Origin of the sequence: Methanobrevibacter sp. TMH8, assembly GCF_020148105.1 — an archaeon.
Lineage (GTDB): Archaea > Methanobacteriota > Methanobacteria > Methanobacteriales > Methanobacteriaceae > Methanobinarius.
On the sequence record NZ_JAHLZE010000004.1, the window covers coordinates 12,780 to 25,513 of the forward strand.

At 25.1% G+C, this 12,734-nt stretch carries 15 protein-coding genes; 3 read left to right on the forward strand and 12 right to left on the reverse strand.

Annotated elements, in window-relative coordinates; genetic code table 11:
- Positions 1-193: 193 nt before the first annotated feature.
- The 4 genes from KQY27_RS00815 to KQY27_RS00830 all read right to left on the reverse strand — a co-directional run bounded on the left by KQY27_RS00815 (position 194) and on the right by KQY27_RS00830 (position 3,021).
- Positions 194-772 (reverse strand): 30S ribosomal protein S3ae, encoded by a 579-nt coding sequence (locus tag KQY27_RS00815; protein WP_224424683.1) that lies wholly within the window; start codon positions 770-772, stop codon positions 194-196.
- Between the two features lie 621 nt (positions 773-1,393).
- Positions 1,394-1,846, reverse strand: coding sequence for a flavodoxin family protein (locus KQY27_RS00820; RefSeq protein ID WP_224424684.1), 453 nt, complete (start codon positions 1,844-1,846; stop codon positions 1,394-1,396).
- Between the two features lie 97 nt (positions 1,847-1,943).
- Complete coding sequence (locus KQY27_RS00825; protein ID WP_224424685.1) at positions 1,944-2,279, reverse strand: NifB/NifX family molybdenum-iron cluster-binding protein; 336 nt, start codon at positions 2,277-2,279, stop codon at positions 1,944-1,946.
- Positions 2,280-2,451: 172 nt separating this feature from the next.
- A complete protein-coding gene (locus KQY27_RS00830) occupies positions 2,452-3,021 on the reverse strand; it encodes a flavodoxin family protein (protein WP_224424686.1) in 570 nt (189 codons plus the stop codon).
- A gap of 577 nt (positions 3,022-3,598) precedes the next feature.
- Here KQY27_RS00830 and KQY27_RS00835 point away from each other — a divergent pair.
- Together KQY27_RS00835 and KQY27_RS00840 are read left to right on the forward strand one after the other, a co-directional pair.
- On the forward strand, positions 3,599-4,039 hold the full coding sequence (locus KQY27_RS00835) for a DUF2178 domain-containing protein (RefSeq protein WP_224424687.1): 441 nt from the start codon (positions 3,599-3,601) through the stop codon (positions 4,037-4,039).
- Between the two features lie 147 nt (positions 4,040-4,186).
- Positions 4,187-4,393, forward strand: coding sequence for a helix-turn-helix transcriptional regulator (locus KQY27_RS00840; RefSeq protein ID WP_224424688.1), 207 nt, complete (start codon positions 4,187-4,189; stop codon positions 4,391-4,393).
- A gap of 126 nt (positions 4,394-4,519) precedes the next feature.
- Here the strand turns inward: KQY27_RS00840 and mtnP are convergent, their stop codons facing one another.
- The 6 genes from mtnP to KQY27_RS00870 form a co-directional block, all read right to left on the reverse strand.
- Positions 4,520-5,299, reverse strand: a complete 780-nt coding sequence (mtnP, locus tag KQY27_RS00845) for an S-methyl-5'-thioadenosine phosphorylase (protein ID WP_224424689.1) — start codon at positions 5,297-5,299, stop codon at positions 4,520-4,522.
- Positions 5,300-5,418: 119 nt separating this feature from the next.
- Positions 5,419-6,867 carry an RtcB family protein gene (locus KQY27_RS00850; protein WP_305067303.1) on the reverse strand — a complete coding sequence of 483 codons (1,449 nt, stop codon included), beginning with the start codon at positions 6,865-6,867 and terminating at the stop codon, positions 5,419-5,421.
- A 414-nt stretch (positions 6,868-7,281) separates the two neighbouring features.
- Entirely contained in the window at positions 7,282-7,605 is a 324-nt protein-coding gene (locus KQY27_RS00855) for a hypothetical protein (RefSeq protein WP_224424690.1), read from the reverse strand.
- 106 nt (positions 7,606-7,711) lie between these two features.
- Complete coding sequence (locus tag KQY27_RS00860; protein WP_224424691.1) at positions 7,712-8,164, reverse strand: hypothetical protein; 453 nt, start codon at positions 8,162-8,164, stop codon at positions 7,712-7,714.
- Positions 8,165-8,219: 55 nt separating this feature from the next.
- On the reverse strand, positions 8,220-8,546 hold the full coding sequence (locus tag KQY27_RS00865; protein WP_224424692.1) for a DUF2085 domain-containing protein: 327 nt from the start codon (positions 8,544-8,546) through the stop codon (positions 8,220-8,222).
- A 561-nt stretch (positions 8,547-9,107) separates the two neighbouring features.
- Positions 9,108-9,578, reverse strand: a complete 471-nt coding sequence (locus tag KQY27_RS00870; RefSeq protein WP_224424693.1) for an archease — start codon at positions 9,576-9,578, stop codon at positions 9,108-9,110.
- A 195-nt stretch (positions 9,579-9,773) separates the two neighbouring features.
- Between KQY27_RS00870 and KQY27_RS00875 the strand changes: the two genes are divergently transcribed.
- Positions 9,774-9,962 carry a hypothetical protein gene (locus tag KQY27_RS00875; protein WP_224424694.1) on the forward strand — a complete coding sequence of 63 codons (189 nt, stop codon included), beginning with the start codon at positions 9,774-9,776 and terminating at the stop codon, positions 9,960-9,962.
- A 495-nt stretch (positions 9,963-10,457) separates the two neighbouring features.
- On the opposite strand, the gene KQY27_RS00880 is transcribed toward KQY27_RS00875, so the two are convergent.
- Together KQY27_RS00880 and KQY27_RS00885 are read right to left on the reverse strand one after the other, a co-directional pair.
- On the reverse strand, positions 10,458-11,576 hold the full coding sequence (locus tag KQY27_RS00880) for an ORC1-type DNA replication protein (protein WP_224424695.1): 1,119 nt from the start codon (positions 11,574-11,576) through the stop codon (positions 10,458-10,460).
- A gap of 180 nt (positions 11,577-11,756) precedes the next feature.
- Positions 11,757-12,530, reverse strand: a complete 774-nt coding sequence (locus KQY27_RS00885; RefSeq protein ID WP_224424696.1) for a 6-hydroxymethylpterin diphosphokinase MptE-like protein — start codon at positions 12,528-12,530, stop codon at positions 11,757-11,759.
- Between the last annotated feature and the right edge of the window lie 204 nt (positions 12,531-12,734).

Consider the following 12,734-nt stretch of genomic DNA (forward strand, 5'->3'; position numbering starts at 1 on the left):
GAGAATTGGAGAAAAAAATGAAAATAATCTAAAAAAATATAAAAAATATAAAAATAAACAGAATATAATCTAAAAAAATGCAGAAATAATCTAAAAATAATCTAAAAAAAATATAAAAATAATTTAAAATACTGTAAAATACTGTAAAAAGAATATAAAAAAATATAAAAAAATATAAAAATAATCTTAGAAATTAATCTAAGACTTTACTTTTAATAATTTCTACCCTTTTAAGTGGGTAAATCTTTTTAGCTCTATGATAGATTTCAGAAGCCATTCTTCCATTGACAGAAGTTTCAATAACATCTTCATAACTTCTTTCACTAGCTAATTTTTCAACTAGTTCAGTGATAGTTTCTCTCATGAACTTTTGTTGAGAAGATTTAGATCTTCGTGTAGTAATAGCTAAAACATGAAGTTTCATTTTATGATCGTCTTTAGTTTTAATGTAAACATGGGTATCGATTCTACTGGTTCCTCTTCTAATCATACTTCTAACATAATCAGTAGTTACTTTATGACCAGTAAATTTAGTATTAGCTATATCTCCAGCTACATTATCCACTTCAAATTTTAATTTGATGTATTGTTTAGAGAAATCACCTGTTAATTCCCTCATAGTGACTTCTACTCCTCTTCCTTTTAAAAATTCAGGATCTCTTGAAGGAGTTTCTCCTATTTCTTTATCTCCAAAAGCTACAGGGGTTTTGATAGTATACCAAGATTTTTCTTTCCATGTATCACGTACTCTTCTTCTTTTTGCCTTTGCCATATATATAACATCCTTTAATTTTTATTTGAAAAAATTTTTTATTTTTTCCTTTGAATAATCTTTGATTTATTAATGTTAGAAAATCTTTGATTTTCTTTATTTAATTTTTTAGTTTGTAATTTTAATTTTTAAGCTTTAAATAATATAGATATAATATAAATAATCTGTAAAAAAATTATATACTAAAATATTATAAAACAAAGCTTAAATTATCAAATAATTTAAATTTTAAATAATATTATTAAAGTTTTATATAAAATTAGATAATACTATCTATAATAAGATATAAAAACAATAAAATTAACCAAAATTAGGTAATTAGCTATAAAACTATCCAATTCATAAATCTGATATTGGACTCAATCCAAATATTAGTAAAAATTGTTCATAATAAAGTTTTAAAATGCTTTAAAACCCGCCCATAAAGGTTAATATAACATTTAAGTTTATCATATTTAAAGTTTTTGAAGAGATATAATAATGAAATTTATAAAAATAAAATATCTTATAAATTCATCTATAACTTTCAAATTAATTAAAATATTAAAAAAGTTAAAAAGCTAAAAAACTAAAAAACTAAAAAGTTAAAAAGTTAAAAAGTTAAAAAAATTAATCCAAAATTCACTCTAATAAAGATTTTGCAAAGTTTTTAGCATTATCTAAATCTTCTTCATTGGGTCGGCCTTTATTAATCCCACCAACAAGTTTTAAAGGACCAAAAGTATCAAAACATTTACAAGTAAAGTTAGCAATGACATTAAATCCTTTAGAACTTAATAATTCTTCAAATTTCTCATTGTACTCTTCTTTACTTCGACCACTTGTAGTGAAAATAAATGTCTTTTGATTATCCATATGTTCTGTAGTTTCTATAAACTTTTTTATATTTTTATGAATTTTCCCATAATAAATACCAGAACCAAAACCAACTAAATCATAATCATCGAGATTTTTATGAGAATCAGTGAAATTTCTAACATTTACTAATTCTGCATCAATTTCATCAGCTATGACTTTAGCTATTTTTTCAGTGTTATTATGATGAATAGATTCATAAATAACTATTGATTTCATTTTTATCCCCATTTAAAATTAATTCAATGTATTAAATTCAATATATAATATAGCAATAAAAAAAATAAAAAAATAAAAAATAAAAAATTTCATATGATTATAAAGGAGACTTCATAAACTTATAGTGTTCAATATAACGATTTAAAACTTCATCAATAGGACCTTCATCTTGAACAAGTTTTAAACCTGCTTCTTCAATTCCAAATTTTGATTTAAATCCTGCTTGAACACAAATAACCACATCACAATCATCAATGGTGTTTAAAGTTTTCATCCACTGATGTTTCGCTCCAGGTTCAAATTCAACAGTCCGCCTTTCAACAAAGGTTTTATTATTCCCATCTTCATCAAAATCAAAAATACAGATAGATCTAGCTTTTCCAAAATGAAGATCTACATCTTTTCCATTTGATGATGCAACAGCTATTCTCATAATTGTTTTCTCGTGTTTTAATAATATTTATTCTAATAATATCAATAATAAGAGAATTTAATAATATTACTAATAATATTAACTATTAGCCAACAGGATTAAATATTAACTAATAATATTAACTATTAGCTAATAGTTTTGACTATTAAATAATAATATTAATCAATTTCAATTAATCTCTAATTTTTTGAATCAATTTAGCTACATTTTCTCCAAATAGCTTAATAGTGCCTATTCCTTCTTCATCAGAATCAGCTGTTCCCTCTTCCAGAGCAAAAACCATGTTCCAGTAATCTGAACCAACCATGATCATATTGTTTATTGGAAATACCATTGCCATTTCTTGAAGAGTGAGAGTTTGGCCTCCACGTCTAGCTACAGCTATTGGACCTCCAACCATCCAAGAAAGAAATTGGTCTGTTCCACGGGATACTTTACCAATTCTCTGGAGTGCTGCCATGATATCTCCCCTGGCTGTACCAAAATAAACTGGAGCAGCTGGAATAAAACCATCAGCAGTTCTTATTTTTTCAATAATTTCATCAAGCCCATCTTTAAGTACACAGTTGCCCTTTTCTACACATTTGTTGCAAGCTATACAAGATTCAATTTTCATTCCTCTTAAACTAAGAACTTCAGTAGTTAAACCATTTTTTTCTATTTCTTCTGCACATATATCTAATACTTGTACTGTATTACTATTTTTTCTAGGACTTCCACTTAATAAAATTACATCAGCCATTTTAACTTACTCCTAAATGAATATTACTTTTTATATTTTATTATAATATATAATATATATTATTTTAATATAATTTTTTAATATAATATTTAATTTATAATTATAAAAATATATTTTAATAATTAAATTTTATACATTTTTATATAATTTAAATACAATTTTTTTAAAAAAAAATTTAAAAATACTATTAAACAATTATTAATAGGTTTTTAATAAATTTGTTTTTCATTTTAATTATATTTTTCTTTAAATAAATTTCTTTAAATAGAAATTCTTAAATCAAAATCAATATTTAATCAAGATTAGTTAGTTAAAAACAATCAATCAAAAATTAAACAAAAACAATTACACAAAAATCATCAAAGATACTTCCAGAAAATAGTTAAATTTAAATAGTATAACGTTAAAAACATTTAACAAAAAGTAAATAGTTCTTTACAAAATGTAAATAAGATTAAACATGAATATTAAAAATTATATTTTAGAAAAATTATTTTAAAAAATTATTTTAATATTTAATATATGATTTTAATATATGATGTTTAAAGTTGATAAATGAGTATTATAAATAATAAAAATGAAAAAAAGGAAGTATAAAACCATGGAAATAAAAACAATTGCGATAATAGAAACTATACTATCTAGTATTGTGACCATATTATGGATTTTAGGATTAATATTTGCAGACATTAATTTATTCATATTAGCTATGATTGTGTTAATAATAGCTATAATTCCAGCTATCAAGTATTTCAGTCAAATTGACGAATATTTTAGAAAAAGAGGTGGAAAAGTAGTAGATGATGAAAGAACACAACATATTGAAGCTAAATCATCACTACCCGCTTTTGCAACAGTATTAGTAGTAAGTATCTATTCAGCAGTAGCTATATTCACTCTTAGAAATGTATATCCACAATATACTGATTTAGCTTATCCATTTTTTATCATAGCAATTATAGGATTTGTAGTTTATATGGTGAGCAATACTTATTATAAAAGAAAATATAGTGATTAAAAGAAAATAAAATAAGATAAATATTACTTTGATTAAATAGTGTTTAAGTTATTAAATAATTAACATGATATAAAATGATATATATTCTATTAAAGTAATATTTACATTTAAATATCTACAAAATTATAGCTATAAAAGAGAATTAAAATGAAAAATAGATTAAAAGAATTTAGAGCTATATATGACACTACTCAGGAAGAGTTAGCTAATAAGCTAGAGGTTTCCAGACAAACAATTTTAGCTATTGAAAAAGATAAATATGATCCTTCATTGAAATTAGCTATAAAGATAGCTAAATTTTTTAATACAACAATAGAAGAATTATTCATTATTGATGAAGAAAAAAAGGAATGATAAAGAGCAATAATCTTTGAAAAATGAAAAATATATAAAAATATATAAAAATAAATAAAATATATAAAAATAAATAATGAATAAATAATAAATAAACCAATAATAAAACTAATAATAAAACTAATTTTATACTTTAGATCCATCTAAAGCAGATAAACAAGGACAATCATAATTTTCATCTAATGTTTCAATAGTTTTATAAATTAAATCTATTATTTCTGATCCTTTGAGTTCCATTATTTCAAAAACTTCATCCATAGTTAATTTATTTGGAGAAATAGATGCTCCATAATTAGATACAATGCATATACTAGCATAACACATTTCTTTTTCTCTAGCTAATACTGCTTCAGGAAGACCTGTCATTCCAACAAGATCCCCACCTAATTTTTGAAACATTCTAATTTCAGCAGGACTTTCAAATCTAGGACCTTCATTGCAAACATATACTCCTTTTTCTACAAAGTCCCCATTGGTTACAACAGATTTATTAGCTATGATTTGATTTCTAAGACGATTACAATAAGATTCAGTTACATCAACATGAATAACTCTATCATCATAGAAAGATTTCTCTCTATGTGATGTAAAATCAATGAAGTCATCAACTACTACTAATGAACCTGGATGGATTTCAATATTAAGTGATCCAACAGCATTTGTAGCTATAATCTGCTTAACACCTAAACTATGAAGTCCCCAAATATTTGCCCTATAATTTATTTTATGAGGAGGACAGCTATGATCTCCAGAGTGTCTTGGCATGAAAGCTACTTTTTTCCCATGAATTTCAAACAATGAAATTTCTGCAGATTCACCATAAGGAGTTTTGATAATCTTTTTTTCTACATCCTTTGCTTCTTTAGTAATGTCATAAACACCACTTCCACCAATAATACCTATCATAAATACACCTAAAAATGGAATAAAATAAAAGTCAATTATTATAATAAAAAATTTTAAGATAATACAAAGTAAAAATATAAAAGATAGAATAAAATAATTTAAAAGCTTAAAATTTATAACTATCCTTTTGTAACAGCTAATGGAACTACTTTAGCTACCAATTTAGCTATTCCAGTAGTATCAGAAGTTCTAACTACCTGGTCAACATCTTTATAAGCACCTGGAGCTTCTTCAGCTAATACTGGAGCAGAGTTAGCTTTAACATGGATTCCTTTACTTTCAAGATCAGTTTTAATTTCATCTGCAGTATATTTCTTCTTAGCACCAGTACGACTTAATTTTCTTCCAGCACCATGAGCTGTTGAACCAAAAGTTTCTTCCATAGCCATATCAGTTCCATGGAGAATATATGAAGCTGTTCCCATAGTTCCTGGAATTAAAACAGGTTGCCCAATATTTCTATATTCTTGAGGTATTTCAACTCTACCTGGACCAAATGCACGAGTAGCTCCTTTTCTATGAACAATGACTTCTTCATTTCTACCTTTAATATTATGAACTTCTTTTTTAGCAATATTATGAGCTACATCATATATAACACTCATACCCATATCTTCAGCAGATTTATTAAATATTCCTTCAAAAGTTTCTCTAACCCAATGAATCATCATTTGACGATTTGCCCAAGCATAATTAGCTGCAGCCGCCATAGCTCTGAAATAATCTTCAGCTTCTTGTGAATCAATTGGTGCACAAGCTAACTGCCTATCAGGTATGTTAAGATGATGTTTTTTGTATGCTTTATCCATTGTACGAAGGTAATCTGAACATACTTGGTGTCCACATCCACGAGAACCACTATGAACCATAATTGTTATAGTTCCAGGTTCAAGATTGAAAATTTTAGCTACATCTTCGTTAAAGATTTCTTCAATTTTTTGAACTTCGAGAAAATGATTTCCAGAACCAAGAGACCCAAGTTGAGGTATTCCTCTTTTTTTAGCCTTTTCAGATACTCGAGACGAATCTGCATCTAACATTCTTCCATTTTCTTCAAGAAACTTTAAATCTTCTTCCCAGCCATATTCATTTTCTACAGCCCATTCAGCTCCAAAATCAAGAACATCATTTATTTCATTATCCTTCAGCCTAATCTTACCTTTGCTTCCAACACCTGAAGGAACATTAACAAATAATTTGTCAACGATTTCTTTTATTTTGGGTTTAATATCATCTTCAGTAAGATTAGTTCTAAGCATTCTAACCCCACAGTTAATATCAAATCCAACACCACCAGGACTAACTACTCCAGTACGTGCACTAAATGCACCTACACCACCAATAGGAAATCCATATCCAAAATGAATATCTGGAAGCCCTATTGAAAATTTTTGAATTCCGGGAAGACAAGCTACATTAGCTATCTGCTCAATAGCACCATCTTCAAGATGTTTTAAAGCTTCTTCTTCAAGATAAAAGCGTCCAGGAACCCTCATTTCCTTTTTATAGCTACTTGGAAGTTCCCAAACATTTTTGCGAATTTCAGTAATATTCTCTTTAATACTCATAAAAATCATCTATAATCAATTGAAATAGGAAATAACAAAATTTAACATGTTTTAATAAAACTTACACGATTTTAATATAGAATATATTAATAAAAAAATATGATAGTATTATATCTATTATATCTAATCTATTATATCTACTAAATTTTATAATTATATTTAATATATCTATTTGTTTAATTATAAAATTATCTGATTTTATTATATAAATTATAATTAAAATTTCATCAAAATAAATAAATGAATAAATAAATAAATAAATGAAAAATAAGAATAAAAAATTTTATGAATCTTCTAATAAAATATAAAAAATTAAAATAAAAATAAGAATAAAAATTAAAATTAAAATTATCAATAAAATAATTAATGAATAATAATCAATGAAATATTATTATCATTATTATTTATTCTAATTTATTTTCTTACAAGGCCTAAAATACCTGCTATAAGTATCAATATAGCTCCTAAAAATCCAAATAACCCAGAAGTAATAAATATTACTAAAGCAGATAATATTAGTACAATTGATATAATTTTTGGATTCTTTGAAATAAACACGACAGCTATTATTGCAATTATAGAGAATAATATCGAAAATAATCCTCCAGTCATGGCAGAGTCAACATTAAAACCAGCACCTAAAAATAATGCTGCTGTTGCTCCAATTAATCCAAAAACTCCTCCAATTATTCCTAAAACCAATTCTGCAGTTCTTGATCCTGATTGAACTTCATCCATTTTTTCACCCTTTAATTATAACCTTTAATTATAATTATAATAATCTATTTTAACAATTTACATTATCTTATTAAATAAATAATTTATATAGATAATTTTTATGTATTTATAATTCAACTGATTGATTAAATAGTGCAGAAGATAAATCTCCCCCACTAAATACATTATCAAAGAAATATACTTCAGCTTTTACAGGTTTTTCATCCCCCTGTATATAACCATTACCAGAAATTTTAATAGTACTTCCTTCTGTAACATCATTCATATTCCAAGCTAGTGGAGATTTTTCAATAATCGCACCACTTGAATCATACCATACTACAACCATCTCTAAGTAGCTATAATCTTTATCTGGAACTAATGTAGTTTTGATGTCATACATCCCATATCCTTGAGAGCTAATTCTTAAATTTGAAATATTTAAAGTTTGTTGGTTCTCAGATCCCGGTTGGTTCTCAGACCCAGAGGAAGATTTGTCCCCTCCACTTAAAGTTAACCCTATACCTACAATAGCAATTGCAAATATACAAATTATTCCTATAATCAATTTTTTATCCATTATTATCACCATATTTTTAATAATCTTCACTTATATTCTAATTTTATACATATTATTAATAAATGAACATAAATTTCAATGTTTTTAAGATAATCATCAAACCCATTCCTCCAGATAAACCAGTTAATAATCTCAAAATGTTATTACTTTCTCTAAATCCTAATAATTGGCTTAAACCATCTAATGTTGAAGGAATAAAGAATATTATAGCTAGAATTACCATATTAGCATCATATTCAATTGCTAAAAACATCACAATTAGTGTATAAATAACCATACTAATATAAAACCCCGTACATCTTGCACATACTGGAAAATAGTATCCTCTATATTGGAAAGTTCTATTAGGAATTCTATGACATATAAAATTTAAATACTGCATTATTTCATCTTTCAAGTAAATATTTTTAAAATACTTCGTTAAACGTATGTTTAACAAACTAAAGTATGATAAATTATCAATTTTTTTAAATAGTAGTAAACTAATTTTATAAAATAATAAACCTAAAAAATATTTTATATATAGTTTATACATTGATTAAAACCATTTATATTGACTATTAAACGATAATATTTGAGTAAATTATTTATATAAGTAAATAAATATTGAAAATGTGTAAAATAGTATTTATAATACAATTTTAACATGAAAAAAATAACAAAACAACTTCGTTTAACATACGTTTAACGAACTAAAAGTAATAAATAATATAAGTAAAAAATTGATGCAAACAAGATAAAGGAATATATTTGATATAATTCTGGATTAATAATAAAAATAATAATATATTTATTACTTAATATAATTTAAAATAATATAGTTTAAAAATATTATAGATTAAAAATAGTATAAATTAAAAATAGTATAATAAATGTACACAAATATCCTTAAAATAGATAAGCTTTATAGATATATTAACTTGTAAATTAGCTTTAAAAATAATTATAGATCTAAAATAACTCTAACTTTACAAATATCATCACATGAAACTTCCATCATGTGAAAAGTTATAGCTTTAACTTCACTTCTTCTTTCATGAATATTCCAATCAATAGATTCCCCTTTAGCTATTGCATTAAGCTTAAAGGTGTCTTCACCATTGTTTTTTTCTTTTTTTATAGATATATTAAAATCAGAAAATAAGATTAAATCCAATTCTTGTAAAATCAAGAGTTCTTCTAAAAAATCATATAACAAAGAAAGTTTATCTTCTGATTCAATAAATATTTCTCTTATATCTTTTTTAGCTACTTTTTGAGTATTTGTAATGACATTAAACATAGCTAAAGCAGCATTTTCAAAAGATTCTTCTAAGGTCTTCCCATATGCCCAGTATCCAATATCTGCAGTAACATCAAAAAATTCAAATTTTTTCTGAATTAATTTTTGATTATCCTCATTTTTAAGTTTCATATAAATCATTGAGATATTAAAATATTATTTTCATGAATTTAGCTGTATCTATTCATAGATAATATATATAAATAGTTTTAATTGATTTTTAAGATAATATATATTACTCCTCATGAGCTCTCTCGGCTTTTCTTTATATGCATTTTTCAACTCATTATAATTGTGAATAAAAATTTAGTGAAATTTAGTGATAATATGTCAAGAAATACAACCCCATATTTAAGAAATGATTTAAGAAAAAAAACCAATGTATCTGATGTTTTATTCTTTAATAACATTAGTTTTCAATCTTGCATGGTGATACTCTTTGTATTTGCAGTATTACTTTTTAGTGTATTGTCTATAGCTACAACCCCTAATCCTAGTGTTATTTTTGGGATTTAATATCGAAATTATGGACTCCTAGTTAAATCAACATGATATTAACTTTAATAATTGATTTTAATAATATAAAACAATTATTTTTATAAATTTCATAATATAAATCCAAATATATAACTTAAACAATTATACTACCAAACCCTATTGTAGCTATTGAGTAGAGCCATGCAAGATTTTTAAGTAAAGGATGTTTTATGATAAACATCTTGATATAATTTTAAAATTGCATGGTTTTAGTAAAGAAGCTATATATAGTAAAGACTATAGATCAAATTATAGGAAATTATGGATTAGAATATATGTAAAAATATATTGAATAATAGATTAATGAGTAAATAGAATCATAATGCAAATAAATTGATTAAAATGACAATAAGATATAATAGTAAGTTGTAGGCATTTAAAACATATAACTAAAGCATATATAAATTTTTAAAATTCCAAAATCGCGTTAATATTTTAAAAAATATTAAATTTGAGTAAAAAATCGGTTGGTATTTACAAGATACACTTATTCACATCTTCAGGATTAAATCTTAATATTATTTGTCTTGAATTTCCTCTAACCCCTTTTCCTGTGAATTTTGTATCTACCAGCCTTAAAAATTCTAATTTTTCCAAAGCTCTGCCAAATGTAGCATAGCTAAGTCCAGTTTCTTCTATAAATAATTCAGCCAAAGGACCAGAATTTAAATTTTCACCATTATTTGAAATAACTTTCAATAAAGCTTTTTCTGATTTATTCAATGATCTTAAGGTTTCTACTAATTTTAAAGAAGCACTTTTAGATTTAGCTTCTTCTAGATGAGACATTTCTATTGTTCTTGATGCATTAGCTTCAGCTATATTTCCACATACCCTTATAAGATCGATTCCAGTTCTTAAATCTCCTCCATCAATAGAATAATCTGTGATTTCTTCTAAAACTTCATCACTAATGACACCTGGGAAAAATCCTACCTTAGCTCGGTCAGTTAAAATACTTAAAATCTCACTTCTAGTGTATGGAGGAAAATTGATTTCTTGAGGAATAAAAACAGTATCGACATTTTTATCCAATGCAAATCTAAATTCAAGTTCTGATAAAATTGCAAAAAGCCCAGTTCTAATACCTGGAAATTCTTCATATGCTCTCAATATATCATAAAAAATTTTATTAATTAAATTATTCTGGAATAAATAATCAACATCATCAAAAGCAACAAGAAGAGCTATATTTTCATCAGAAAGGTGTTGCATTATTTTTTCATAAACTCTAGATACAGGAATCCCAGTTTCAGGAGGAGCAAATCCAAAGACTTTTTTATGTATCTGTGCAAAAATACTAAAACGAGTTGTATGTAATTGACAGTTCACATAGCAACAAATTATTTTATTAGAAGTTTTTTCAACCATTTCAAAAACTTTTTTGATTGCAGTGGTCTTTCCTGTTGCACAAGATCCTAAAACAACAGTATTGACTGGACGTCCTTTGTTTAAAGCTGGACGAATAGACATTGCCATCCCTTCCATTTGAGAATCCCTAAAATTGTAATTTTCAGGCATATAGTCAGGATTGAATGCGTTTATATCCCTAAATATAGTTTCATCATGAAGTAAAATATCTTCAATTCCCATGTAAATAAATTTGTCTAAACTTATATAAAAAAGTATATTCTTGTCCTTAATATACTATAGAAAATAACATCAAAAAAGGATATTTTTAATAAATGATTAATAAATGATTAAAAAATTAAAAATATTAAATAAATTTTAAAAATAAAATGAATAAAATTTTAGATAAATTACATAAAATAATCAAAATTGGCTTAAGTCTACAATTGTGACTTTTTCATTATCTTTAATCCAATTCACAAGTTCTTTAGCATATTTTAATTTTTTTTTCTTAACTTCATCAGCTTCTGCAGTTTCTGTTTCTAGATTAGGACGAGAATATTTAGTTACTATATTTCCAAAATCCATTCCTGCCAAAACAATTTTTTCAGCACCTAATGCAACAGCTAAAAATACAGCTCTATCTCCATCAGTAAAACCACCAAAATTGTAAAGATTTGAGAATGGTTTCGATTGACTAGTACCTAAAACTTTGTGAAATTTTCGAGTGTATTTAACTATCTGATTAAAATTATTTCCATGAGCATGTAAAACAAAAAGAGATCCTAAATCATTAGCTAATAAAAGATCCTCTATTTTACCATCTATATCTGTAACAATTATATCAGGGATTATTTCTTCTTCTAACAATGCACTTGTAGCTCCATCAGCAGCAATCAAAAAATAATCTTTGGGATTTTTTATGTCACATTTGCTTTTGATATATTCTATATTTCTTTTCAAAGAAGGTCCAGCACCAAAAACTATAAAATTCTTAATATCAGACCTATCTACATGAAAATCATGAATAGCTGTGTTGCCATGACGAATATTATCCAGTAGACTTTCAAAACTAATTGATCCAGTTTTAGATAGAATTTCATTTAAAATACTAGCAGTTCTCTCATCTTCTTCCTTTGAGAATCCAAAATCTTCTAAAATTTTTTCATACCAGTATTCCCAAGTCTCAAATTTCATCAGAATATTATATTCAATTCATTACAAATAAGTTTTTTGGAATGTTTTTACGATTTAACAAAATAAATTAACACTATTTATAATACTACAGAAGATAATATTTACAAATAAACATTGTAAAAAATAAGACAATGAAAAAAAGATAGAGAGTAAAAATGAAAAATTAAAAGACCATCAAACAGAATATATCCAAAAAATAATTAT

Coding starts and splice junctions, on each gene's coding strand:
- KQY27_RS00825 (WP_224424685.1), bottom strand. CDS start 2,279: ATGAGAATAGCTGTTGCATCATCAAATGGAAAAGATGTAGATCTTCAT.
- KQY27_RS00840 (WP_224424688.1), top strand. CDS start 4,187: ATGAAAAATAGATTAAAAGAATTTAGAGCTATATATGACACTACTCAG.
- KQY27_RS00870 (WP_224424693.1), bottom strand. CDS start 9,578: ATGAAACTTAAAAATGAGGATAATCAAAAATTAATTCAGAAAAAATTT.
- KQY27_RS00820 (WP_224424684.1), bottom strand. CDS start 1,846: ATGAAATCAATAGTTATTTATGAATCTATTCATCATAATAACACTGAA.
- KQY27_RS00875 (WP_224424694.1), top strand. CDS start 9,774: ATGTCAAGAAATACAACCCCATATTTAAGAAATGATTTAAGAAAAAAA.
- KQY27_RS00830 (WP_224424686.1), bottom strand. CDS start 3,021: ATGGCTGATGTAATTTTATTAAGTGGAAGTCCTAGAAAAAATAGTAAT.
- KQY27_RS00850 (WP_305067303.1), bottom strand. CDS start 6,867: ATGAGTATTAAAGAGAATATTACTGAAATTCGCAAAAATGTTTGGGAA.
- mtnP (WP_224424689.1), bottom strand. CDS start 5,299: ATGATAGGTATTATTGGTGGAAGTGGTGTTTATGACATTACTAAAGAA.
- KQY27_RS00860 (WP_224424691.1), bottom strand. CDS start 8,164: ATGGATAAAAAATTGATTATAGGAATAATTTGTATATTTGCAATTGCT.
- KQY27_RS00855 (WP_224424690.1), bottom strand. CDS start 7,605: ATGGATGAAGTTCAATCAGGATCAAGAACTGCAGAATTGGTTTTAGGA.
- KQY27_RS00865 (WP_224424692.1), bottom strand. CDS start 8,546: ATGCAGTATTTAAATTTTATATGTCATAGAATTCCTAATAGAACTTTC.
- KQY27_RS00835 (WP_224424687.1), top strand. CDS start 3,599: ATGAAAAAAAGGAAGTATAAAACCATGGAAATAAAAACAATTGCGATA.
- KQY27_RS00880 (WP_224424695.1), bottom strand. CDS start 11,576: ATGGGAATTGAAGATATTTTACTTCATGATGAAACTATATTTAGGGAT.
- KQY27_RS00885 (WP_224424696.1), bottom strand. CDS start 12,530: ATGAAATTTGAGACTTGGGAATACTGGTATGAAAAAATTTTAGAAGAT.
- KQY27_RS00815 (WP_224424683.1), bottom strand. CDS start 772: ATGGCAAAGGCAAAAAGAAGAAGAGTACGTGATACATGGAAAGAAAAA.